General features: G+C 71.4%; 23 protein-coding genes. 10 read left to right on the top strand and 13 right to left on the bottom strand.

All coding sequences use genetic code 11. From position 1 onward, the window contains the following. The first annotated feature begins 90 nt into the window (after positions 1–90). The 8 genes from ABH937_RS06705 to ABH937_RS06670 all read left to right on the top strand — a co-directional run bounded on the left by ABH937_RS06705 (position 91) and on the right by ABH937_RS06670 (position 7,181). Positions 91–1,434 carry a CdaR family transcriptional regulator gene (locus ABH937_RS06705; RefSeq protein ID WP_280688594.1) on the top strand — a complete coding sequence of 448 codons (1,344 nt, stop codon included), beginning with the start codon at positions 91–93 and terminating at the stop codon, positions 1,432–1,434. Between the two features lie 185 nt (positions 1,435–1,619). Next, positions 1,620–2,114: a flavin reductase family protein gene (locus ABH937_RS06700; protein ID WP_280688596.1), complete on the top strand. Its 495-nt coding sequence runs from the start codon at positions 1,620–1,622 to the stop codon at positions 2,112–2,114. A 50-nt stretch (positions 2,115–2,164) separates the two neighbouring features. After that, positions 2,165–3,379: an acyl-CoA dehydrogenase family protein gene (locus ABH937_RS06695; RefSeq protein WP_280688598.1), complete on the top strand. Its 1,215-nt coding sequence runs from the start codon at positions 2,165–2,167 to the stop codon at positions 3,377–3,379. A gap of 93 nt (positions 3,380–3,472) precedes the next feature. Beyond that, positions 3,473–3,754 carry a hypothetical protein gene (locus tag ABH937_RS06690; RefSeq protein ID WP_280688600.1) on the top strand — a complete coding sequence of 94 codons (282 nt, stop codon included), beginning with the start codon at positions 3,473–3,475 and terminating at the stop codon, positions 3,752–3,754. Between the two features lie 131 nt (positions 3,755–3,885). Next, positions 3,886–4,728, top strand: coding sequence for a fumarylacetoacetate hydrolase family protein (locus ABH937_RS06685; RefSeq protein WP_280688602.1), 843 nt, complete (start codon positions 3,886–3,888; stop codon positions 4,726–4,728). Positions 4,729–4,763: 35 nt separating this feature from the next. Next, complete coding sequence (locus ABH937_RS06680) at positions 4,764–5,690, top strand: VOC family protein (RefSeq protein WP_370217538.1); 927 nt, start codon at positions 4,764–4,766, stop codon at positions 5,688–5,690. 82 nt (positions 5,691–5,772) lie between these two features. Next, positions 5,773–6,528: a CoA transferase subunit A gene (locus tag ABH937_RS06675; RefSeq protein ID WP_370217537.1), complete on the top strand. Its 756-nt coding sequence runs from the start codon at positions 5,773–5,775 to the stop codon at positions 6,526–6,528. Then, on the top strand, positions 6,528–7,181 hold the full coding sequence (locus tag ABH937_RS06670; RefSeq protein ID WP_370217536.1) for a CoA transferase subunit B: 654 nt from the start codon (positions 6,528–6,530) through the stop codon (positions 7,179–7,181). The genes ABH937_RS06675 and ABH937_RS06670 overlap by 1 nt, the downstream gene beginning before the upstream one ends. 241 nt (positions 7,182–7,422) lie before the next feature. On the opposite strand, the gene ABH937_RS06665 is transcribed toward ABH937_RS06670, so the two are convergent. Together ABH937_RS06665 and ABH937_RS06660 are read right to left on the bottom strand one after the other, a co-directional pair. Further along, positions 7,423–8,358, bottom strand: a complete 936-nt coding sequence (locus ABH937_RS06665) for an NADP-dependent oxidoreductase (protein ID WP_280688608.1) — start codon at positions 8,356–8,358, stop codon at positions 7,423–7,425. Positions 8,359–8,438: 80 nt separating this feature from the next. Further along, the gene (locus ABH937_RS06660) at positions 8,439–9,317 is read right to left on the bottom strand and encodes a class III extradiol ring-cleavage dioxygenase (protein WP_280688609.1); all 879 of its coding nucleotides are present in this window, start codon (positions 9,315–9,317) and stop codon (positions 8,439–8,441) included. 122 nt (positions 9,318–9,439) lie between these two features. Between ABH937_RS06660 and ABH937_RS06655 the strand changes: the two genes are divergently transcribed. After that, positions 9,440–9,913 carry a MarR family winged helix-turn-helix transcriptional regulator gene (locus ABH937_RS06655; protein ID WP_280688610.1) on the top strand — a complete coding sequence of 158 codons (474 nt, stop codon included), beginning with the start codon at positions 9,440–9,442 and terminating at the stop codon, positions 9,911–9,913. Between the two features lie 57 nt (positions 9,914–9,970). On the opposite strand, the gene ABH937_RS06650 is transcribed toward ABH937_RS06655, so the two are convergent. The 6 genes from ABH937_RS06650 to ABH937_RS06625 form a co-directional block, all read right to left on the bottom strand. After that, positions 9,971–11,179, bottom strand: coding sequence for an acyl-CoA dehydrogenase family protein (locus ABH937_RS06650; protein WP_280688612.1), 1,209 nt, complete (start codon positions 11,177–11,179; stop codon positions 9,971–9,973). 148 nt (positions 11,180–11,327) lie between these two features. Further along, complete coding sequence (locus ABH937_RS06645; RefSeq protein ID WP_280688614.1) at positions 11,328–12,497, bottom strand: CdaR family transcriptional regulator; 1,170 nt, start codon at positions 12,495–12,497, stop codon at positions 11,328–11,330. 283 nt (positions 12,498–12,780) lie between these two features. Beyond that, positions 12,781–14,034: a DUF3500 domain-containing protein gene (locus tag ABH937_RS06640; protein WP_370217535.1), complete on the bottom strand. Its 1,254-nt coding sequence runs from the start codon at positions 14,032–14,034 to the stop codon at positions 12,781–12,783. A gap of 26 nt (positions 14,035–14,060) precedes the next feature. Then, positions 14,061–14,549: a nuclear transport factor 2 family protein gene (locus tag ABH937_RS06635; RefSeq protein WP_370217534.1), complete on the bottom strand. Its 489-nt coding sequence runs from the start codon at positions 14,547–14,549 to the stop codon at positions 14,061–14,063. Further along, positions 14,546–15,277 (bottom strand): HpcH/HpaI aldolase/citrate lyase family protein, encoded by a 732-nt coding sequence (locus ABH937_RS06630; protein WP_370217533.1) that lies wholly within the window; start codon positions 15,275–15,277, stop codon positions 14,546–14,548. The genes ABH937_RS06635 and ABH937_RS06630 overlap by 4 nt, the downstream gene beginning before the upstream one ends. Continuing rightward, the gene (locus ABH937_RS06625) at positions 15,274–16,122 is read right to left on the bottom strand and encodes a hypothetical protein (RefSeq protein ID WP_370217532.1); all 849 of its coding nucleotides are present in this window, start codon (positions 16,120–16,122) and stop codon (positions 15,274–15,276) included. The genes ABH937_RS06630 and ABH937_RS06625 overlap by 4 nt, the downstream gene beginning before the upstream one ends. 366 nt (positions 16,123–16,488) lie before the next feature. On the opposite strand from ABH937_RS06625, the gene ABH937_RS06620 reads away from it, so the two are divergent. Further along, complete coding sequence (locus ABH937_RS06620; RefSeq protein WP_370217531.1) at positions 16,489–17,298, top strand: HAD family hydrolase; 810 nt, start codon at positions 16,489–16,491, stop codon at positions 17,296–17,298. 70 nt (positions 17,299–17,368) lie between these two features. Here the strand turns inward: ABH937_RS06620 and ABH937_RS06615 are convergent, their stop codons facing one another. From ABH937_RS06615 to ABH937_RS06595, 5 genes are all read right to left on the bottom strand, one after another. After that, on the bottom strand, positions 17,369–17,521 hold the full coding sequence (locus tag ABH937_RS06615; protein WP_370217530.1) for a hypothetical protein: 153 nt from the start codon (positions 17,519–17,521) through the stop codon (positions 17,369–17,371). 81 nt (positions 17,522–17,602) lie between these two features. Next, positions 17,603–18,721, bottom strand: coding sequence for a 3-oxoacyl-ACP synthase III family protein (locus ABH937_RS06610; RefSeq protein ID WP_370217529.1), 1,119 nt, complete (start codon positions 18,719–18,721; stop codon positions 17,603–17,605). A 117-nt stretch (positions 18,722–18,838) separates the two neighbouring features. Continuing rightward, entirely contained in the window at positions 18,839–19,738 is a 900-nt protein-coding gene (locus ABH937_RS06605; RefSeq protein ID WP_370217528.1) for a hypothetical protein, read from the bottom strand. A gap of 111 nt (positions 19,739–19,849) precedes the next feature. Then, on the bottom strand, positions 19,850–20,476 hold the full coding sequence (locus ABH937_RS06600; protein ID WP_280688630.1) for a hypothetical protein: 627 nt from the start codon (positions 20,474–20,476) through the stop codon (positions 19,850–19,852). A gap of 100 nt (positions 20,477–20,576) precedes the next feature. Continuing rightward, a complete protein-coding gene (locus ABH937_RS06595; RefSeq protein WP_280688632.1) occupies positions 20,577–21,350 on the bottom strand; it encodes an AfsA-related hotdog domain-containing protein in 774 nt (257 codons plus the stop codon). Between the last annotated feature and the right edge of the window lie 231 nt (positions 21,351–21,581).

The raw sequence follows: 21,581 nt of genomic DNA, 5'->3' as shown, positions 1-21,581 counted from the left end.
CATCGTTCGGATTTCCCGAACGATGTGTTCGGCAACCTGCAGTTGATCAGCCCCTCGGCGTCGCGGCATCGTAGCCCGAGGGAGGGCACTATGACCGAGACCGTCCGGCCGCTGCGGCGGGCCTGGATCGCGCGGTTGGGCCCGCGAGGTGAGGTCGACATCGACCGAGCGGCAGCTCCTCGCGCGATCGTCGAGGACGCCGTCGAACGCGTCGGTGCGGACCCCGTGCTCTGGGCGATCGAACTGAGTTCCCTGGTCGTGCGGCGGATCGTCGGCGAGGTGCCGGCCCTCGGTGGCAGCCCGGCCGGGGTCGAGCTGCTCCGCCGAGGCAACGAAGGGACCACCCTGCGGGCGCTGTTCACCCTGCTGGACGGCCCGGCCGTCGCCCCGCCCATCGGTGCGGCGACCCTGGAGGGCATCCGCGAGTTCGTCCACCGGGGCGTGCCGCTCGAACAGGTGCTGCACGGCGTCCGGATCGGGCACGCGGCAACGGCCGAGGCGTTCCTGCGGGCCTGCACCGAGCTGGTCGACCCGCAGGCGGCCGTCGAGGAGGTCACGGCGGTCTCCCGCGAGCTGTTCAGCTACGTCGACGAGCTGTCCGACGCCATGATCCGCACGTACCTCGTGGAGCACGAGGTGTGGAGCACCAGCGCGGCCGCGGCACGGGCCGACATTGTGCGTTCCCTGCTGGGTGATGCCACCACGGCGGATGTCGGCGAGGCGTCGCGGGCCCTCGGCTACGACCTGCGGCGGACCCACGAGGCGGTGGTGGTGTGGTCGGACTCGCCGAACAGGAGCTCCACGCTGCAGGCGGCGGCGATCGAGGCGCTCCGGGCCCGGGATGCCACCACGACGCTGGTCGTCCCCGTGGCCTCGGGGCGGTTGTGGGCGTGGGGCACCGTACCTCCGGACGGCACGCGCCGGACCGGTTCGTGGGATGCCGTCGCGCAGGCACTGTCCCGGCAGCAGGTGCAGGCGGCCTTCGGGACCCCGGGCGCCGGTGTCGCGGGCTTCCGTCGCTCGCACGGTGAGGCCGAACGCGGGGAGCGGGTCGAGCGGCTGCGGCGCGAGGCCGGACGGGTTCCGAGGCCTGCGACCGCCTACGCCGACGTCGCTGCCATCGCGCTGTCGGCCACCGATCTCGACGCCGCCGGTGACTTCGTGCGACGTGAACTCGGCGGGCTAGCCGCCCGCAGCGCACCGATGGAGGCGCTGCGGACCACGCTGTACCAGTACATCGGCGCCGAGCGCCGCCTGGTCGAGGTCGCCCGAAACCTGCACGTGGCCAGGGGGACCGTGACCTACCGCGTGAAGCGGGCCCAGGAGGTGCTGGGACACGACCTCGACGACCGCCGCTTCGCCCTGCACACCGCCCTGGCGCTCGCCGAGGAACTGGGGGACGCCGTCCTGCTACCGCGCGACATCCAGCGGTGAGCGGTGAGCCCGGCGGGCCGGTCGCGGCCCGGACCGACCCGGCAGACCAACAGGAGGCCGGGATTCTGAGCCGCCAGAACAAGCGGCCACCCCGGGAGCTTGCGTTTACTTCGAGGTGTCGGACGCGGTGCGGTACCGGGCCGCGCATCCCGACACACGGACTCGAGCACTCCAGGAGGCGCACGATGATCGACCGAGAGACCTTCCTCGAGCTGATGAGCGGGGTGTGTGCCCCGGTCACCGTGGTGACGGCGATGACCGCCGACGGGCGACCGCACGGCAGCACCGTGTCGAGTTTCGCCTCGCTCTCGCTGGACCCTCCGCTGGTGAGCTTCGCCCTGGACCGCGCCTCGGGGCTGCTGACCCACCTTCAGCCGGGTGACCGGGTGGGGGTGAACATCCTCGGCGCCGACCAGCAGGAGCTGGCGTCGACGTTCGCCCGTCCAAGTCGGGGACCTGGCCTGAAGTTCGACGGCGTCAGCTGGACCGTCCGCTCCGGACTTCCCTACCTGCCCGAGTCGGCCGGCTGGACGGCGGGACGCGTGGAGCGCCACGTGGACGGCGGCGACCACGTCCTGCTCGTCGTGGGCGTCGAGGAGGCCGAGTCGACCCCCACGGCCCCGCTGGTCTACGCGCGCCGGGTCTTCGGCACGCATTCCGGCCTCGCTGTCGCGAGCTGAGTCGCGAGCCGACCCGTACCCCGACAACCCCCGACACCGAGGTGACGACGATGAGTATCTCCCTGGACACTCCCCATCTGACCGGCGCCGCGCGCGAGTTGCGGGCCGACCTGGTCGAGCGCGCCGCCGCGCTGCGACCGGTGCTCGCCGGCAACGCCGAACTGACCGACCGCGAGCGAGCGGTGCCCGCGAAGAACATCGACGCCCTGGCCGAGGCCGGCCTGCTGTCGCTGATGCAGCCCGCCCGTTACGGCGGCCGGCAGACCGACTTCCGCACCCTGCTGGAGGTCGGCCGCGAGGTCGGGCGCGCCTGCGGCTCCACTGGCTGGTTGACCTCGCTGCTCAACGCCAACGCCTGGTTCGTCGGGCTCTTCCCCGCCCAGGCCCAGGACGACGTCTGGGCCCACACCCCGCACGCCCGGGTCGCCGGCGTCGTGACCCCCTCGGGTACCGCGCGCGTGGTCGAGGGCGGCTACCGGGTGAGCGGGCGCTGGGCCCCCGCCTCCGGGTGCGCCCACGCCGACTGGGCGGTCCTCGGGGTCACCCGGCCGGATGCCGAGGGCACCTCGGACGCCGTCGGCATGGTGCTCGCGCCGATGTCGGAACTGACCGTCGAGGACACCTGGTTCGTGGCGGGCATGCGCGGGACGGCGTCGAACACGCTCGTCGGCGAGGACTTCTTCGTACCCGCACACCGCTTCCACTCCGTCCCCGACGCCGTCGAGGGTCGCTACGCCACTCCCTTCACCGACGAGGCGCTCTACCGGGCGCCGTTCGTGCCGGTCGCCGCACTCGTACTGACCGGGCCCCAGCTCGGGCTGGCTGCGGCCGCCGTCGATCTCCTGATCGAGAAGGCCCCGCAGCGGGGGTTGACCCTGACGAACTACGCCTCCCAGGCCGAGGCCCCCACCACCCAACTCGCCGCCGCGAACGCGGCGTCGGTCGCCGACTCCGCCCTGCTGCACGCCTACCGCGCGGCCGCCGACATCGACGAGGCCGCACGCGCCGGGGTGTTCCCCGACTACGACGCCCGGGCACGGATCCGGATGGACGCGGGCATGGCGGCGGTCCACGCCCGTGAGGCGGTCCGCATCGTGTGCTCGGCCCAGGGGGCTTCGAGCTTCGGCGAGTCCAATCCGCTGCAGCGCATCTGGCGCGACATCGAGACCGGCAGCCGGCACGCCGTCCTCAACCCCGACGTGGCCGCCGAGATCTACGGCAAGTCGCTGTTCAGCATCCGGGGCACGGTGTCCGTGATGGTGTAGACAATCGTCACCGACGGCAACCAGAACCCGATCGTCCGGGCAGACTGCCCGTACGCCCCTTTCCCGCACGTTTACCCGAGGAGGCGACCGTTCGTGACGACAGGCCGGATCGATCTGCACCAGCATCTCGTGCCCCGGGAGTACGCCGAGGCGTTCGCGGCAGCCGGAATCGGACACGCGCTGCCCGGCTGGAGCCCGTCGGCCGCACTGGCGATGATGGACGAACACGCCATCGGGACCGGGGTGTTGTCGCTCTCGACACCGGGCACCCACTTCGGTGACGACGCAGCCGCGCGGCGACTCACCGAACAGGTCAACGACATCCACTATCCCGGCATCGACGCGGCCGGGCACGCCGCAGTCGACCGCGGCTGAACCCACCCCCGCCGTCAGCAAGAGAACGCCGACATCGTCGGCGGCTGGACCCAGCTGGACTCACCCCAAGCTGAGCAGCACCCGCCGACGCGGTCGGCTGCCCCGCCCACTTCCCCCTCGGGAGACACATCGTGCGTATCGCCACCCTTTCCGGCCGGCTGGCCCTCATCGTGGACGGCAAGGCCGTCGACGTCGAACAGGCCAGTGACGGCAGCTTCTCCGCCGACCCGCAGGCCGTCTACGAGCGGTGGGAGGCGTTCCGGGCCTGGGCCGCCGCCGCCGACCTGCCCGCGGGGGTGGCGTTCGAGCCGGCCGAGCTGGGCTCACCGGCCCCGGCGCCACGGCAGACGCTGGCGATCGGCTTGAACTACCGCGCCCATGCCGCGGAGTCCGGGTTCAGCGCGCCCGAGGGCTTGCCGCCGGTGTTCACCAAGTTCGTCACCAGCATCAGCGGACCGGTCACCGAGGTGAAGCTGCCGGCAGGGGGCCATACCGACTGGGAGGTCGAGCTGGTCGCGGTCATCGGCCGCCGCGCCGAGGGCGTCGCCGAGAGCGATGCCTGGAGTCACATCGCCGGACTGACGGTGGGTCAGGACCTCTCCGAGCGGGTCTCGCAACTGGCCGGCCCGGTGCCTCAGTTCAGCCTGGGCAAGTCCTTCCCCGGGTTCGCCCCCATCGGGCCGTGGCTGGTGACGCCGGACGAGTTCGACAATCCCGACGACCTGGAACTGCGCTGCGCGATCAACGGTGAGCAGGTCCAGAAGGGCCGCACCCGCGACCTGATCTTCTCCGTGCCCGCCCTGATCGCCGGGCTGTCGGCGGTACTGCCGCTGCTGCCCGGCGACGTCATCTTCACCGGCACTCCGGCCGGCGTGGGGCTGGGCCGCGATCCACAGCGCTGGCTGGCCGCCGGTGACGTGCTCGTCAGCACCATCGAGGGCATCGGCGAACTGCGCCAGACCTTCGTCGCCTGACCCGGTTCGACGGACAGACGGACAGAGGAGTCCTGATGGCACTGCACCGTCTGACCTCCATCACCATGGGGGTCCCCAACGTCGCCGAGACCGCCGCCTACTACGCCGACTTCGGTCTCACCCCGGACGGCGACGGCTGGTTCACCACCCAGGACGCCGGACGCCAGCTGCGGATCGTTCACGCGCCGACCCGGCGCCTGGTGGAGGTCCGGATCGGCGTCGACACCCCTGACGACCTGGCTGCGGCCGCCTCGCGGCTGAAGCGGCTCGGCATCGAGAGCATCGTCGACGCCCTGACGCTGATCACGTACGACCGGACCACCTCCGTACGTGCGGTCCTGGAGGTCGCTCCCCGCCTGGTCCAGGCCCCGGTGGCGATCACCGCCTACAATGGCCCCGGACGCGCCCAGCGGACCGGTGCCCGCGCGCCCGGTGTGCTGCGCACCAGCCGCGTGCGGCCCCGCAAGCTGGGCCACGCCGTCCTCGGCACCACGGACTTCGACGCCACGACCGCGTTCTTCCGCGACGGGCTCGGCTTCAAGGCGTCCGACTACATCAAGGACCACGGGGCGTTCCTGCGCTGCTCCACCGACCACCACAACATCCTGGTCCTGGCCGCCCCGGTGGCCTTCCTGCACCACTCCTCCTGGCAGGTCGACGACATCGACGAGGTCGGCCGCGGCGCCGCCGCCATGCTGGAGGGCAACCCCGAGCGGCACATCTGGGGCCTGGGACGGCACCACGCCGGTTCCAACTTCTTCTGGTACCTCAAGGACCCGGCCGGCAACTTCAGCGAGTACTACTCCGACCTGGACTGCATCGTCGACGACCAGCTGTGGACGCCGGAGGTCCTGGAGGGCGCCAGGGGACTGTTCAACTGGGGCCCGCCGCCCCCGCCCTCCTTCCTCGCCCCCGAGGACCTCGCTGCCCTGATGACCGGTTCCCACAGCGAGTCCAGGTAGCGGCACGAGCAGCGGGCCGAACCGGGACGCCGCTCCGCGCACCCTGCGCAGCGTCTCCTGCGAGCTTCTTCGAAGGACATCCATGGACAAGACCTCACCCACCGCGGCCGGCGCCGTGGCCGACATCGAAGACGGCGCTTCGCTGGCCGTCGGCGGCTTCGGCCTGTGCGGCATCCCGAGCACCCTCATCTCCGCCCTGTACCAGCAGGGTGCGGGCTCGCTGCGCGTGGTCTCCAACAACTGCGACACCGACGAGCACGGCCTGGGCGTCCTGCTCGGCGCCGGACGCATCGCCCGCGTCACCGGCTCCTACGTCGGTGAGAACAAGGAGTTCGCCCGCCAGTACCTCAGCGGCGAAGTCGAGGTCGAACTCGTGCCCCAGGGCACCCTCGCCGAACGCCTGCGCGCGGGCGGCTGCGGCATCCCCGCCTTCTACACCCCCGCCGGTGTGGGCACCGCGCTCGCCGACGGCGGCATCCCCTGGCGCCACCACACCGACGGGGGCGTCGCCGTCGCCTCGCCGACGAAGGAGATCCGCACCTTCCACGGCCGCGGCTACGTCCTGGAGGAGGCCATCACCTGCGACTTCGCCCTGGTCCGTGCGGCTCGCGGCGACCGCCACGGCAATCTCGTCTTCGACAAGTCCGCCCGCAACTTCAACCCGCTGGCCGCCATGGCAGGCCGGGTGACCATCGCCGAGGTCGAGGAACTGGTCGAACCGGGCGTCCTGAACCCCGACGAGATCCATCTGCCCGGCGTCTTCGTCCAGCGGGTCGTAGCCCTCACCGCGCAGCAGGCGGCGGACAAGCGCGTCGAGAAGAGGACGGTGGCCCCCTGATGGCCTGGACCCGCAACGAGATGGCGGCCCGAGCCGCGGCCGAACTCGGCGACGGGGACTACGTCAACCTCGGCATCGGACTGCCCACCCTGGTACCCGGCTACGTGACCAAGGGGGTGCACGTGGTGCTCCAGTCGGAGAACGGCGTCCTCGGCACCGGCCCCTATCCGGCCGAGGACGCCGTGGACCCCGACCTGATCAACGCGGGCAAGGAAACCGTCACCGTCCTGCCCGGCGCGGCGTTCTTCGACTCCGCGCTGTCGTTCGGCATGATCCGCGGCGGCCACATCGACACCGCGATCCTCGGCGGCATGCAGGTCTCCGCCCACGGCGACCTCGCCAACTGGATGGTCCCCGGCAAGATGGTCAAGGGCATGGGCGGCGCGATGGATCTCGTCCACGGAGCACGCCGGGTCATCGTCCTGATGGACCATACCGCCAAGGACGGCAGCCCCAAGATCGTCGAGGAGTGCACCCTCCCGCTGACCGGCCGGGCCTGCGTCCACCGGATCATCACCGACCTGGGCGTCCTGGACGTCGGGGACCACGGCCTCGTCCTGGTCGAGACGGCGCCCGGTGTCACGGTGGAGCAGATCGTCACCGCCACGGCGGCAGCGCTGCGCGTTCCGGAACCACTCGGCCGGCCCACCTGAGACCTCCGCCGGCCCGGTGATCTTGGACAGCCACCGGGCCGGCGGAGCCCAAGTGAAGACGATGTTGCCCGGGACGCTGCGGCGTCCCGGGCAACGTGCGTGAGCGGCAGCACCAGGGCTCGAGTGCCGGGCCTGCCGCAGGGCCTCGCCGGTGGCGACGGGTCGCGGGTGCGGCCGCCGTCGAACCAGCGGGCCGCCCACCGGCGGGAGTGAGCACGGCGGGCGGCCCGGTCGGGTGTGATCAGGGAGCGAGCACGACCGTCTTGCCGGGCAGCCGCCCGGCGCCGGCGTCCGCATGCACGGCGGCCAGCTCGGCCACCGGGCGGCGGGCGGCGACGTGGATCTGGAGCTTGCCGGCATCCACCTTGGCGACCAGCTCGGCCAGTTGGGCTCCGTCGCTGCGCACCCACAGGCTCGCGCTGCGCACCCCCCGAGCGGGGTCCTCGGGAATCGGGCCGGCGCTGCTGGCGGCGACCCCGCCGTCGGCGATGTAGTTCGTCAGCTGCGCGAGCTCCTCCGGGGAGACGCGCACATGGTTCACCACGACCTGGAACGGACCGCCCACGGCAGCCGGGCCCGCGGCGAGGTCGAGGGGGCCGACGACCCGCTCCGCGCCGTAGCCGCGAAGGCGGTCGGCGTGCTGCGGCGCGTCCACCGCGGTCACGTGCGCTCCCGCGTCGACGGCGAGCTGCACCACGAGGCTGCCCACCGCGCCCCCCGCCCCGTTGACCAGGACGGTCTGACCGGGCTTCAGCTCGGCGAGCTCGAACGCCACCTGCCAGGCCGCCAGGCCGGTCAGCGGCAGCGCCGCGGCGTCGACCAGCTCGGTCGTCTGCGGCGCCGCGGCCAGGGACTCGGCCGGGACCAGCACGTACTCGGCGGCGCCGCCGGCGGAGTCGAGGGGCAGCATCGCCACGACCCGGTCGCCGACCGCCAGGCCCGTCACGCCCGCGCCGAGCTCGGCCACGGTGCCGGCCAGGTCGATCCCCGGCACGTACGGGAGAGTGATCGGGAGCATCTGGGCCAGGGCACCGGCGCGGATGTGGTCGTCGACCGGGTTGAACGACGTGGCCGCCACCCGCACCAGCACCTGCCCGGCGCCGGGGACCGGACGCTCGACGTCCTCGTAGCGCAGGACCTCGCTGCTGCCGAACTCGTGGAAACGCATGGCCTTCATGGCACTTTCCTCCAGGGTGTATTGATGCCGTCGCCAAGGGATGAGGCGATCAGGCGGGAAGGTGGAGCACGTCGAGGCGCTCAGGTCAGCTGCACCGAGCGGGTGGAGTTGCCCAGCACCATGCGGTCGATGGCGCTCACAGCGCTGCCGGGGTCATCGGCGGCGCCGACGGTGACCAGCAGCGGGACGAAGTGGTCGGCCGTCGGGTGGGCGACCGCGGCACCGGGTGCTTTGTTGCGGTAGTCGGCGAGGGCGTCGGCGTCGCCGCGGGCGAGGGCGTCGACGGCCCATTCGTCGAACGCCGCGGTGGCGGCGGCGAGCTCCGGCCGGTGGAAGACGGCGAAGCTGTGCGTCATGAAGCCGGAGCCGAGGACCAGGATGCCTTCTTCGCGCAGCGGCCGCAGGCGTGCCCCGAGCTCAAGCAGCGCGCTGGGATCGAGACTTGGCATCGACAGCTGCACGACCGGAACGTCGGCCGCGGGGTACATGGCCATCAGCGGGATGAAGGCGCCGTGGTCGAGGCCGCGGTCGGTGAACTCGTGCACCGGCGTGCGACCCAGCAGGCCGGTGAGTCGCCGAGCCAGGTCGGTGGCGTCCGGGGTCGCGTAGGGCAGGGTCTTGTAGCGGGGGTGGAAGCCGCTGAAGTCGTAGTGGAGCGGGGTGCCGGCCGCGGCTCCGGAGATCGCGACCGGTGCCTGTTCCCAGTGGGCCGAGATGACGACGATGGCCCGGGGTTTGGGCATCGACCGGGCCCAGTCGAAGAGTTCGCCGAGCCACTGCGGATCGTCGAGGGTGAACGGGGCCCCGTGGCTGACGAAAAGGCTGGGCAGCGGCCCGTCGGAGGGGTGCCACACCCGCTGCTCGCGCGCCTGCGGCAGGACCCGGGCCAGCAGGTCGTCGTAGGCCGCGGCCGGCATGTGCGGCGGGAGGGGGAAAGCCAGGCTGCTCGTGGTGGTCATCGACATCAGCTCCTTCACTTGCCCAGGCAAGTATTTTCACTTGCCCAGGCAAGTTAAAAGTAGCTCATCAAGAGTTGCCTAGGCAAGTGATGCGAGTTGTCCGGGCAAGTATGATGGGGCCCATGGACACTCAGTCGCCCTGGCTCGACGACGACCAGCAGGACCTGTGGCAGGCGCTCCTCACGGTCGTCATCGCCCTCCCGGCGGCCCTCGACCGCCAACTGCAGCGAGACGCGGGCATCTCCAACTTCGAGTACGGGGCGCTGGCCCAGCTGTCCATGGCCGACGAGGCCACGATGCGACTCAGCGACCTGGCCCGGGTCTGCGACAGCACCCAGCCCCGCCTGTCGAAGATGATGGACCGCTTCGAAGCCCGCGACTGGGTCGCCCGCCGACCCGACCCCACCGACGGTCGATACACCCTCGCCACCCTGACCGACGCCGGCCGGCAGAAGCTCGTCGAGAGCGCACCGGAACACGTCGCGCAGGTGAAGCGACTCGTGTTCGATCCGCTCAGCGCCGCTCAACGCCGCCACCTCGAAGCCGCGCTCACCCGCATCGCCGCCACCGTGCGCCGGGAACTCGAAGGCGGCTGAGCACCGGCTTGGCCTTGGCTTGGCTCGGCTCGGCTTGGCGACGGTGGGACCGGGATCTCAGACGAGGTCGGTGACGGTGCCCCGGATGCCGAGCAGCGACTTCCCGTACAACTCCGCGCTGACCTCGGGGCTGACGATCGCGTGCCGGCTGCCGGTCTCGCTGTCGCGCCAGATCCGCTGCAGCGGGTTGGCCTCGGCGAAGCTGCCCGCCCCGTGGACGGAGACCAGGATGCGGATGGCCTCGCGCGCGTTGACGGCGGCGACCCCGGTGTCCATCCGCATCCGGGCGCGGGCGTCGTAGTCGGGGTAACTGCCGTGCGCGGCAGCCTCGTCGATCTCGGCGGCGGCCCGGTAGGCATGCAGCTGGGCCGAGTCGATCAGCGACGCGGCCTGTGCGACTGCGAGTTGCGTGGTGGGAGCGACGGCCTGGTTGTCGTAGAAGGTGTAGGTCATGGGCCGGCGAGGGGCCCGCTCCACGACCAGGTCGAGGGCAGCCTGTGCCAGCCCGAGCTGCGGCCCGGCGAGCACCAGCGCCGACACCGGGACGAAGGCCGAGCGGTAGACGGCCTCCTCGGCGTGCGGGGTGAGGTAGCGCCCCGCCACGGCGTCCGGCGCGGACAGGTACCGGTGGCAGGGGACGAAGACCTTGTCGGCGACCAGGGTGTTGGACGCGGTGCCGCGCATGCCGGTCACGAACCAGGTGTCCTCGACGGTCAGTTCCGACATCGGAATCAGGACCATCCCCGGCTCGAGCTCGGCGCCGGTGACACGGAGCACACCGACGATCGCCCACTGGGCATGGGCCGAGCCGGACGCCGGGCTCCACCGGCCGGTGACGACGAAGCCGCCGTCCACCTCATCGGCCGTCCCCGTCGGCGCGAGGACGCCCGCGACACGGGCGGTCGGGTCGTCGGCCCAGATGTCGTCCTGAGCCCGGCCCGTGAACAGCCCGACGTACCACGAGCAGACGTTGAGCAGCGTCGCCGCCCACGCCGTCGATCCGCAGCCGCGCGCGATCTCCCGGGACACCTCGAGGCAGGTCCGCACGTCGGCCTGCAGTCCGCCGTAGCGTGCCGGCTGCAGGATGGACAACAGCCCGGCACCAGCGAGGGCTTCGATGTTCTCCTCCACCACCCGCCGTTCGCGGTCGCTGCGCTCGGCGTTGCCGGCTATCTGCGGGAGCAGCTTCGCGGCGCGCGCCACCAGGTCGGCGCGCTGCTCCCGGTCGGCGGTGGTGGCTCCAGGGCGGTCAAGGGCGATCGTCATCGATCTGGCTCCTTCTCGGGTCGCTGGCGCGCCGCAGACGATGCCTGGCAGCAACGTTGCGGCCGTGTGCCCTTCATGGAACAGCCTGGGCCGCCGGCCCCGCTTGATCTGCGGATCCAACATCGAGCGGGGTGATTGGACGCCTGGTTCAGGTCCTGGGGCGGGCCGGCTCGAGGACCGTGTCGCCGAGCTCTTCGGCCAGCAGCAGCGCGGCGTACAGGGGGAATCGGCGGGTACCGATGTCGTGACCGAGGATCTCCTGCGCCCGCTTGACGCGGTAGGCCACCGTGCCTCGGGCAACGTGCAGTTGCTCGGCGACCCGCACCAGGCTCCGCTCGGCTTCGAGATAGTGCAACAGCGTGGTGCGCAGCGCCTGCACCGCCTCCCCACGACCCCCCAGCTCACCCAGCTCGCTGTCCACGAACTCCCTGGCGGCGACCAGGTCACCGGCCAGCAGCACGGTGAGCACGACGTCGCGGTACAGGGTGACGCGGGGCGGCTTCCTGACCGAGCGGCCGCGCAGTTGCTCGACGCGCAGTTGCTCTACGCCCGATTGCTCGACACGCAGCTGCTCGACGCGCAGTGCCTCCTGATGCGTTCGACGGAAGCCCGGCAACCCCGAGGCCGGGGTGCCCACGGCCGCGCACACCCCGGCTCCCAACTCGGGGATGCTCGCCGGCTCGGGCCGTCGGCTCGGCACCGTCCCCCACGCCCAGACGCGCCCGGAGCCGACCGGCACCACCAGCATCACCCGCGCACCCCACCCCGTCAGCAGGCTCGTCGCCGCCGACTGGAGCCGGGCGTCCTCGGCGGGAGTGTCGGCCCACACGATCACGCCGACATGCGTGCGTTCGAGGTCGTAACCCAGCGTGCGCGAGGCGGCTCCGACGTCGACCACGGCGTCGGCCAGCAGTGCGTGCACCGTCTCCACTCGGGCCGCCGCCTGGCTGGTGACCCAACGGTCGCGTTCCGTCAGGTACTTCCGGGTCATCGCGTCGGTGAACGCGTCGACGAAACCGAACAACTCGTCGATGACGGCTGCCATCTCGTGGGTGAGCCGAGCCGGCTCGACCAGCCGTTCGCAGGCGCGCAGGAACGCCCCCGCCAGGTCCGCGTGCCCGACCCGGATCGCCCGCAGCACCCGGTCCAGCGGGATGGAGCGATGCACGAAGTCCCGGATTCCGTCCAACGACTCGTCTGTGACCGCGGGGAACTGCGCCGACGGCTCGGCCAACCGCAACAGCGAATGCAGCGTGGCAGCCTCGCTGCCGCGGCGTAGGACCTCGATCGCGGCCCCGCCCCCGTCGAGCGGGGGCACCTCCGCCACGATGCGCGAAGCCGCGGCCCGTCCCTGCTCGATCGCCCAACACACCGGATCCAGGCCGACTTTCGCCACCGCGTCCGCGAGAGTGGCCGGCGAGCACGACGACAGCTCGAGGCCGCACGGACCCGCCGGGGCCAACCCGGCGAGCCACTCCCGTCCGACGTCCACAGCCGGCTACCGTCCCGTCGTCGCGCGAGGGACGGACCGGGGTGCCACCACCGTGCCCATGGCCGTATCTTCGGACACGGCGACGGTGTCGACAAGGCACTCGACGATCTCACCCCACGGCCGGCCCCGGGACTCCATGACCGCCGTGGTGGAGCCGGTAGTGCTGGGCGAGGAGATCCCGTCCGTAGTCGTTGCCGTTGGGGGCTCGCACGATGGTGTGGACGTGGAAGCGGGCGGGCTCGGGATTGGTGAGGAAGACACCGGGATGGTTGTCGTACTCGACCAGCAGCACGGGTGAGTGGATCCGGTAGTAGAAGGCGCACTCGTCATCGTGGCCGCCGCGCCAGGCGAACCGTGTCTCGTCGAAGTGCTCGCGCACGAGCGCCAGGGTGCGCTCGGCCTGTGGCAGCGGGAGACGGTCGAGATAGACCCGGATCAGCTCCACCAGTCCGTCACGCTGCTCGGACGGCAGGCTGGCCGCGACGATGCCCTCGGGAGGCAGGACGAGGTTGTCACTGCCCGCCCCGGCGAGGTGCCGACCGTTCCACGGGCCGGCGAGTTCGGGCGGCAGGTCCGCCGCGCGCAGCGAGGAGCCCATCAGGAACTCGTCCGCCCGGCCCGGGTCCAGGGTGCGGCGGAACGTCAGGGCGACCTCGGTCTCGTCGCCGAAAGCGCTGACGCCCTCGAACCGCCCCGTCCCCGTCGTCGGCTCGGCGCCCAGGAACACGGGGGCGAGAACCACCTGCCCTCCCACGAAGACGCAGTGCAGGTCCACATGATGGCCCATCAGCTGCCATCCCCACGGGGAGCCGCCCGAGGGAGTCCCGAAGACGGTGAACCAGTAGGCGAACTCCGTGAGGGTGTCCCGGTAGTCGTCGATGAGCTCGCCCAGGTGCTCGTTGAGCGCCATCGCCGCTCGCACCTGGGCGTAGCCGGCCGGGCTGAGACTCGCCTCGACGACGGCCAGTGCGCGGTCGCGGTCACGGTCGGCGAGCCGCTCCAGGCGCATGCCCTTCGGGTGCCAGGTCGGGATCGCGTTCGTCCACAACCGCCACTCCGGGGCGTCCATCGGCAGGGCGGCGACCGCCCTCTGGTGGGGCGCCAGCCCGTCGAGGTAGGCCTGGGCCGCCATAACGGCGGTCTTCGGGGATGCCCCCGCATCGCCCAGACGGTAGAGGCCCGGACGCGGGGTGCCGTTCTCGGTGATGCCGACGTAGGGCTCGCGATGACGGCGCAGGCCGGCGGTCAGCTCGAAGGCCGCCTCCGGCGGGAGCAGGTCGTCGAAGAGATGGGAGTCGACGATCGGCAGGGCGCTTCGAGTGGCCGGCAGGGGGAAGTCCTCCCGGCGTCGTTGACGGGACATGTGGCTCCTTACTCGGTCTACTCGGTCTACTCGGTGGGGACGGCGAGGACGTCGCCCGGTACGAGGAAGCGGTTCTCGATCCGCCGGGAGGCGATGAGCCATCGGGGAGCGCCCGTGTCCGGCTCGCCGACCCGGACGAAGCGGTCGAACACGTCGGCGACCAGCACCGGAACGGTCGTCGGCAGCGGAGGCTCGCCGTCCTGCGCGTAGAGGACCAGGGCGGATACGGCGTCGACCAGATCGGTCTCGTGACGCAGGAGGTGGAGGTTGGACATCAGGTGACGTGAGACCCGCGGCCCCCGCGCGGTGCGGTCGCGGTACACGCCGTTGATCTCGTCGGTGCCGCGGAAGGTCCGGCGCGAGAACGTCAGTTCCGCGTCGGCGGTGAAGAAGCCGGAGGCCGCCGAGCCGTCACCGTGGTCGATCTCGAACCACAGCGCCGTCACCAGCATCGACAGCTCGGTGTGCACGAGGGCCAGGCTCTGCCTTCCCACGGCCTGGGCGTCCGCGGTCATCGGCCGACCGCCTTCACCAGCGCGTGTGCGCCCTGGCGCAGCATCGCGGTGTCGGCTCCCAGGACGAGGAAGTCGTACCCGCGGCGATCCAGCAGTTCCGACGCGTTGCCCGAGGCCGTGGTCCCCAGCGTGATGTGGTGGTCGACACAGCGCCGTTCGGCCCCTGCGACGAGGTCGGCCAGCCTGCCGTCACCCTCGCGGAACCGGCCGGAGACCGCGAGATCGGTCGGGCCGATGAAGACCGCGTCGACGCCGGCGACCTCGCCGATCTCGACGATCGCCTCGAGAGCTCCGACGCTCTCCGCCTGGACCACGAGACGAACCTCCTCATTGCCGGAGCGCAGGTAGTCACCGAGGGCCTCGAGCCCCCACCGGCCGGCCCGTCCGGAGTTGCTGGCCCCGCGTCGTCCGAGCGGAGGGAACCGTGTCGCTCGCACGGCGTCCCGCGCGCGGGCGGCGTCATCGACCCGCGGGACGAACAGCCCGGCCGCACCCGCGTCCAGCGGGGCCTGGACGTCGCGTGGTGCGGTGCCGGCGACCCGGACGAAGGGCGCGAGCCCGCAGCCACGGGCCAGCCCGATCATGGTCGACATCGTGCGGATGTCGATCGCGCCGTGCTCGGCGTCGATCACGACGAAGTCGAACCCGGCGAGTGCGAGCAGCTCGACACTCTCCGGCGCGGAGAGCTTCACCCAGGCGCCGAGCCGGGGAAACGCATCGCCCGTCACGGCCGGGTCCCCTGGTAGTCGCCGGCGTTGAGCACCCAGCCCTTCGCGAGGAAGTCCTCGCGCGGTGGGGCGAAGACGTCGATGAGCGTGTGCGGGCCGGCGCCCACCGCCCGGGTGGTGTGCACGACGGTCGGCGGGATCAGTGTCATCGACGGACTGCCGACCTGGACGTGCTCATCCTCGCGCCACTCGCTCATTCGGGGGGTCCACGGGACCCTGAGGTGATGGGCGTAGCTCCCGGTGAGGGTCACCGACATCTGCTCGAAGTCCTCGTGGGAGTGCGGTGAGAGCCGCTCGGTGTCGCGCGGCCCCTCGTGCACCGGAAACCAGTTCACCATCAGCGACCTCGTCCGGAAGATCCGGCCAAGGCGTCCTTCCTCATCGGGAACGTCGCGCAGGCGATGGACCCGGATCCGGTCACCGCCCGCCTCGGTGGGCTCCGGTAGCGGTGCGGCCCGCAGGTCGGCCCCGGCCGCGTGGTTGACGGCCCGCCTCATCTGCGCGTCGCAGCGAGCCGTGAACACCCTCGCCACCGTCGTCGACGCCGCAGCATGCACGGTGCTCGTGCCGGCCGGCACGACGACGAGTGCGGGCTCGGACACCGACACCCGTGCCCGGCCGCCCTGTTCCACACCCACCACCGCGCCGTCCTGGACGAGCAGCACGTACTCGTCGGGCAGGTCGTGCTCGGTGAGGCGGTCACCCGCTTCGAGCTCGGTGATCGCCACCACGAAGTTCCGGCCGCACACCGACCACGTCCGACTGCCGCCGGCGGAGACCAGGTCCGGGTCACGCTCCGAGATCTCGTCGACGACGGAGGTTCCTGGGATTGCGGCGATGGTCATCGGACCTCTCCTCTGGCACTGCGTGGACGACACGAGCTTCCTACCGACCCGGCCGAGGAACAATCGCGAGTTTCCGAGCGCACCGATCGACGGAACCGAACCATGGCTGGACCGACAGCAGTTGATCGGGGCTCACGCAGCCGACCAGCGCCCGGATCGGCCTGCCGGCCGACATCCGGCCGGGCGGCGAGGGTGTATCGACCGTCGCTGGGGTCGGGTCGGCGGACGACTTTCGCGATCCCTCCGAACATCCTTGTCCGACCGGGGTCTTGCCAGGAGCTGGGCGCGAAGTGATACCTTCGCAAAGGAATGTTTGATGCGATGCGCGCGGTGAGGATCCCGCGCCACGAACGGGAAGGACACTCCATGAGCACGGTTGCGCCCGACAGGACGGCCGTCCACCGCCCGCCCTACCTGGTCTTCTGCGACGTCGACGAGACGCTGATCAGCCGCAAGAGCATGTTCGACTTCCTGCAGTTCCACCTCGTGCGCCGCTACGGAGCCACCGGGCAGCAGCAGTACGAGCGGATCGCGCGGGAGCTGCGCAGCCAGGGGGACGCCGGTGCGTCCCGCAGCACGGTCAACCGGAGCTACTACCGCGCTTACACGGGCGAGAGCGCGGCCCAGATCGAGGCGCTCGGCCGGCTGTGGTTCGACGAGTGTGCGACCGACCCGGACTTCTTCATCCCCGGCACGCTGCAGGAGTTGGCGCGCCACCGCGGCGCCGGTGCGGAGATCGTCCTGGTCTCCGGCTCGTTCCTGCCCTGCCTGGCTCCGATCGCCGAGCGCGTCGGCGCCGGCCACATCCTGTGCACCACGCCGATCGTGCTGGACGGCAGCTACACCGGCGAGGTGATCGAGCCGGTGATCGGCGAGGGCAAGCGGTCCGCGGTGCTGCGGATGCTCGCCGACCACCCGGGCGTCAATCCGCTCGCCTGCTTCGCGTTCGGAGACCACCCCTCCGACTTCCCGATGCTCGACTGCGTCGGCCACCCGCGCGGTGTGGGCGAGGACCCGTTGCTGCGCGAGTACCTGACGCAGCGCCATGAGCTGCCGTCCCTCGACCAGCGCGGCACCTCGGGGTGCGCGCTGGCCTGCTGGTCGATGGGCTCGGACGGCCTCGGCGACGGGCACGGCGCCTCGTGCCGGGCCAGCTGCGCGCTGCCGCTCGACTGAGCCGGTACCCGTGCACAACGTTCAAGGGCAGCGACTTCGCGTCGCTGCCCTTGGTCGTGTGCGCGGGGCTTCAGTCGATGCCCCGGCAGATGTGCGGTTCCCATGCGTCGTCGCTGTCGCCCGCGAGGCGCGGGACGGGGGCGCCGGCGGCGAAGCGCGACTCGGTCTGGTGCTGGGCCGGCGCACCCTTCGCGGGGTTCGATGCGGCGTCCTGGCTGGTCATCTCGACTCCTTGGCAGAAGTGGCAGAACTGGCAGGGGTGGCAGGGGCGTTACTCGCAAGCCTCGGCGTCCGCCGCGGAGGACTATCGCGAGCCCGCCAGCGCCAGCGCCGGCTCCCGCTGCTCGGCGACCGGCGTCCAGGCCGGCGCGGACGCGGCGCTCGCGGCACGATCGCGGGCCGGAATCGCGTAGCGGGTCGGTGCCCAGCGCAGCAGCGCCGAGCCCACCGACATGCCGCCGCCGAACGCGGAGAGGACCGTCAGGTCCCCCTCGGCGAGCAGTCCCCGCCGGTGCACCTCGTCCAGCGCGACCGGGACCGAGGCGGCGCCGGTGTTGCCGTGCTCGGCGAGCGTCAGGTGCAGGCCGGCCGCCTCCAGCCCCAGCTCGGGCCAGACCTCGGCGAGCATCACGCCGTTCGCCTGGTGCGGGACGAAGTGGCGGACCTCGCGGCCCGGCACACCTGCCTTCACCAGCAGCTCGTGCACGGCCCCGGGCAGGTTCCCGTGGACGAACTCGCGCACCCCGCGACCGTCCATGGTGAAGTAGTGCGCCCCCTGCGCCAGCGTGGTGCTGGACGCCGGGCGCCTGCTGCCGCCGGCCGGGACGCTGATCAGCCGGTGCTGCTCGCCGCGGGTGACCAGGCTGGTGGTGATGCCGCCGACCCGCGAGGGCACGGGGCCGAGCACCACCGCGCCGGCGCCGTCGCCGAACAGGATGGCCGTCTTGCGGTCGCTGTAGTCGAGGATCCGCGAGTAGACGTCCGCGCCGATCACCACCGCGTACGGCCCGGCGCCGGTCGAGGGTTCGGCTCTCAGCATCCGCTCGGCGGCGGTCATCGCGAACAGGAAGCCGCTGCAGACCGAGTTGACGTCGAAGGCGGCGGCGTGGCGGGCCCCGATCCGGCCCTGGACGATCGCGGCGGTCGCGGGTTGCGGGTGGTCGGGGGTCGAGGTGGCGACCACCAGGTAGGAGATCTGTCCGGGTGTCAGGCCCGCCTGCTCGATGGCGCGCAGCGCGGCGGCCGCGGCGAGATCACTGGTGGCCTCGTGCGGAGCGGCCCGGTGCCGGCGGCGGATGCCGGTCTTGCGCTCGATCCACTCGGCGCTCACTCCCGCCCGCTCGGCGATCTCGTCGTTGTCCACCACGGTGGCGGGGAGGTAGGAGCCGGTGCTGATGATGCCGATGGGGCGTGAGTTGTCCATGATCTCTTGGGTCTCTTCTCAGGTCGGGGAAACCAGTCAGTTCGGGGAGCCAGTCGGTCCAGGAAGCCAGTCGGTTCAGGAAGCCAGTCGGCTCACGAAGCCGGCAGCAGGCGGCGGTCAGGACGCGGCGATCGTGGTGAACTCCTGGAAGCTGGGGCCCTGCAGCTTCAGCTGGGCGTGGATGTCCCCGCCGAGGCCGAAGTGCCCGATCGCGCCGCCGTAGTTCTGCTGGTAACTCATCCACAGCACGACCACGTTGATCACCCGGTTCGAGCCCGGCGAGCCGGCCTCCGGGAACGGGTTGGGCAGCGTCGCCTGGTAGTGCGCCATCCCGTGGTCGTCGGTGATGAAGGCGTTCGGCACACCGAGCGGACCCGGGCGGGTCGGGCCGGCGGGGTCGAGGTCGTGCTCGCGCAGCGACATCACGGTGTACAGGCTGTTCGGGATCAACCCGGTGAAGGCGAACGAGAAGTCGGCGCCGCGCCGGTGGGCCGGCACGTGGACCTTGAGCTGACCGCGCGCCTGGACCCACTGGCCGATCGTGATCGGCTCGCGCACCTTCGGGCCGTCCTCCTCCCGCAGGTCCGGGATCGGGGCGTTGTGCAGCGGGTGGCTGGGGCGCTTGACCTCGTGCGCGTCGGGGCGCTGGGCCGGGGCGAAGAGCATCGGGTAGTTGTTGCACGGCAGCGGGAGCGGGAGCGTGTAGAGCTCGGTCGAGGCGTCGGGCGCGGTGGGGTCGGTGTCGAGTTCCCGGACGATGGCGTACGGCAGGTTCTGGCCCAGCGGCGGCAGCGGGCTCGCGGGCGAGACCACGGCGCTGCCCCACGCGGAGACGGTGCCGCCGTCGGGACCCGGGCGGTTGATCCGCCCGATGACGACGAAGTTGCCGTCCTCGTCCACGATCTCGCTCGGCGGGTAGAGCGGGCCCTGGGTGGTGACGCTCAGGTCGTAGGTCCGGGTCAGGGCGGTGGCGGTGGGCGTTGCGGTGGCGGGCGGGGCCTCGGGGGTGATGGTCATGATGACTGCTCCTTCTCCTTCTGGAAGGAGCGGCCGGTCGCGGTGCGCCTAGCTGGAGCACCGCGACCGGCCGCGGGCCGTGCGGGGCCGGGGCGGCCCCGCCGATGGGGGTCAGACGCGGGGGGTGACACGCTCGTAGATGCGGGTGTACAGGCCGTTGTCGCCTCCGGTGATGTACTTGTCGCCCGCCTGACGGACGATCTCCTGGTAGCGCGGGTCGGTGAAGGACTCCAGGTACTTGGCCGGGTCGGCGTTGAACCCGGACACGAACATCACGCCCGGCTCGGTGCTGGCCAGCGAGTGGAAGGCCTGGAAGCTCTCGACGGCGGCCGAGGTGCGGACCACGTCGAAGATGGTCTCCTCGCGCCAGGCCCGGTACTGGCGGTAGACCCGCGGGACCACCTCGACGTGGCGCATCTGGACGTACTTGGTGTCCGGCAGCGCGCCGGCGGCCGGCTTGGGCGCTTCGACGAACTGCAGGATCTGGCGCTGGAAGTCGGCCTCGCCCAGCGGGCCCACGGCCTCCCAGAGCTTCCACCAGTCGGCGCGCAGCTCCTCCATCCGGTCGAAGCCCTCCAGCGGCGCCAGCTCCAGCACGGAGTTGGTCTCCAGGCCGCGGTAGAGGATCCGGCCCTCGAAGCCGGAGGCGTCGTTGTGCTTCTGCCAGGCCTCGGTGACGGCGTCGACCTGCTCCGGCTTGACGGAGAGCTCGGTGGCGGTGATCAGAGCAGCAGACATGACGGTTCTCCTGATGGTGTGTGGCGGAAGGTGAGATGGGTGGTGCGACGAACGGGTGGTGCGGTGGTGCCGTGCGGGTGCTTCTGGGTGTGCCGAACGCTCAGGCCGCGATCAGTTCCTGGACCGGTACGGCCGCGACGATCTGGTCCACCGCGAACCGGGCCCGCTTGTGCTCCTTGGCCTCGATGACGTGCGACTCGAAGGCGGTGTAGGCGACCTCGGTGAGCGAGGAGCGCCGGCCGGCCTGCAGGATGCTGATCTCGGCGGCGAAAGAGAGCCGGGACGGGTCGTCGAGCTCGGCCTTGACCGTGCGGAACTCGATGGTGGCGTCGAGCGGGAAGAGGAAGTTCTCGAACGCGGTGTTCATCGACTCGATGACGTAGTAGTAGTTCCGCTCCGAGTACCGCGAGGCGTGGTAGCGCTCGCTGACCGCGAGGAACATCTGTCGGGCGGCCTCGATGGCCACCATGCCCTGGACGTGTTCACCGGTCTGGTGGTCGATCAGCAGCTCGTTGTCGTTGTGCACCCGCAGGTTGGCGGCGAACAGGTCGACGTCCAGCCGCTGCAGGTCGGCGATCAGCGTGTTGCAACTGTCGTGCTTGTGCGCCTCGTTGCGGGCTGCCAGGGCGGGTTCGTGATAGCGGAAGTCCAGTCGTTCGGCGAGGCCGAAGAGGCGGGCGTGGTCGTGGATCGACTGCCGTTCCGCACTGGTGACGCCCTGTCCGGCCTGGATCACGATCGGGCGGTCGTCCAGCGAGTACACGCCCAGTCCGAGTTCGTCGATGAACTGACTGACAGTCAGGACGCCTTCCTGGCCGGAGAATCCGAAGAACCGGTCCCCGACGATCAGCAGGGGGCGAGCGATAGCCGACATGAGCATCTCCTTGGTTGGGGGCGGCTCCGCACGGAGCGGATACCGCGAGCAAGAGGGAGGTGGTGCAGCCGTGCAGTGGGGGATGCGAGCTCGGTCGCGGACGGTCGCGGGGAGGGTTGGGGCTTCCCCGTTTCCGTCTCCCTCGCCGTTGCGGCGGGGCCGATGTGAAGAACGTAGAACACGACCGGGGCCGGGCGCAACCATCTAGTTGGTTTTTCTGAACTATCCAGT

Origin of the sequence: Kitasatospora sp. GAS1066B, assembly GCF_041262605.1 — a bacterium.
Taxonomy (GTDB): domain Bacteria; phylum Actinomycetota; class Actinomycetes; order Streptomycetales; family Streptomycetaceae; genus Kitasatospora.
This window is presented reverse-complemented; position numbering and strand designations above follow the sequence as displayed.

Excerpts from the sequence above, each read along its gene's own strand:
- ABH937_RS06705 (WP_280688594.1), top strand. The coding sequence starts at position 91 with ATGACCGAGACCGTCCGGCCGCTGCGGCGGGCCTGGATCGCGCGGTTG.
- ABH937_RS06700 (WP_280688596.1), top strand. The coding sequence starts at position 1,620 with ATGATCGACCGAGAGACCTTCCTCGAGCTGATGAGCGGGGTGTGTGCC.
- ABH937_RS06695 (WP_280688598.1), top strand. The coding sequence starts at position 2,165 with ATGAGTATCTCCCTGGACACTCCCCATCTGACCGGCGCCGCGCGCGAG.
- ABH937_RS06680 (WP_370217538.1), top strand. The coding sequence starts at position 4,764 with ATGGCACTGCACCGTCTGACCTCCATCACCATGGGGGTCCCCAACGTC.
- ABH937_RS06675 (WP_370217537.1), top strand. The coding sequence starts at position 5,773 with ATGGACAAGACCTCACCCACCGCGGCCGGCGCCGTGGCCGACATCGAA.
- ABH937_RS06670 (WP_370217536.1), top strand. The coding sequence starts at position 6,528 with ATGGCCTGGACCCGCAACGAGATGGCGGCCCGAGCCGCGGCCGAACTC.
- ABH937_RS06665 (WP_280688608.1), bottom strand. The coding sequence starts at position 8,358 with ATGAAGGCCATGCGTTTCCACGAGTTCGGCAGCAGCGAGGTCCTGCGC.
- ABH937_RS06660 (WP_280688609.1), bottom strand. The coding sequence starts at position 9,317 with ATGACCACCACGAGCAGCCTGGCTTTCCCCCTCCCGCCGCACATGCCG.
- ABH937_RS06655 (WP_280688610.1), top strand. The coding sequence starts at position 9,440 with ATGGACACTCAGTCGCCCTGGCTCGACGACGACCAGCAGGACCTGTGG.
- ABH937_RS06650 (WP_280688612.1), bottom strand. The coding sequence starts at position 11,179 with ATGACGATCGCCCTTGACCGCCCTGGAGCCACCACCGCCGACCGGGAG.
- ABH937_RS06640 (WP_370217535.1), bottom strand. The coding sequence starts at position 14,034 with ATGTCCCGTCAACGACGCCGGGAGGACTTCCCCCTGCCGGCCACTCGA.
- ABH937_RS06635 (WP_370217534.1), bottom strand. The coding sequence starts at position 14,549 with ATGACCGCGGACGCCCAGGCCGTGGGAAGGCAGAGCCTGGCCCTCGTG.
- ABH937_RS06625 (WP_370217532.1), bottom strand. The coding sequence starts at position 16,122 with ATGACCATCGCCGCAATCCCAGGAACCTCCGTCGTCGACGAGATCTCG.
- ABH937_RS06620 (WP_370217531.1), top strand. The coding sequence starts at position 16,489 with ATGAGCACGGTTGCGCCCGACAGGACGGCCGTCCACCGCCCGCCCTAC.
- ABH937_RS06615 (WP_370217530.1), bottom strand. The coding sequence starts at position 17,521 with ATGACCAGCCAGGACGCCGCATCGAACCCCGCGAAGGGTGCGCCGGCC.
- ABH937_RS06610 (WP_370217529.1), bottom strand. The coding sequence starts at position 18,721 with ATGGACAACTCACGCCCCATCGGCATCATCAGCACCGGCTCCTACCTC.
- ABH937_RS06605 (WP_370217528.1), bottom strand. The coding sequence starts at position 19,738 with ATGACCATCACCCCCGAGGCCCCGCCCGCCACCGCAACGCCCACCGCC.
- ABH937_RS06600 (WP_280688630.1), bottom strand. The coding sequence starts at position 20,476 with ATGTCTGCTGCTCTGATCACCGCCACCGAGCTCTCCGTCAAGCCGGAG.
- ABH937_RS06595 (WP_280688632.1), bottom strand. The coding sequence starts at position 21,350 with ATGTCGGCTATCGCTCGCCCCCTGCTGATCGTCGGGGACCGGTTCTTC.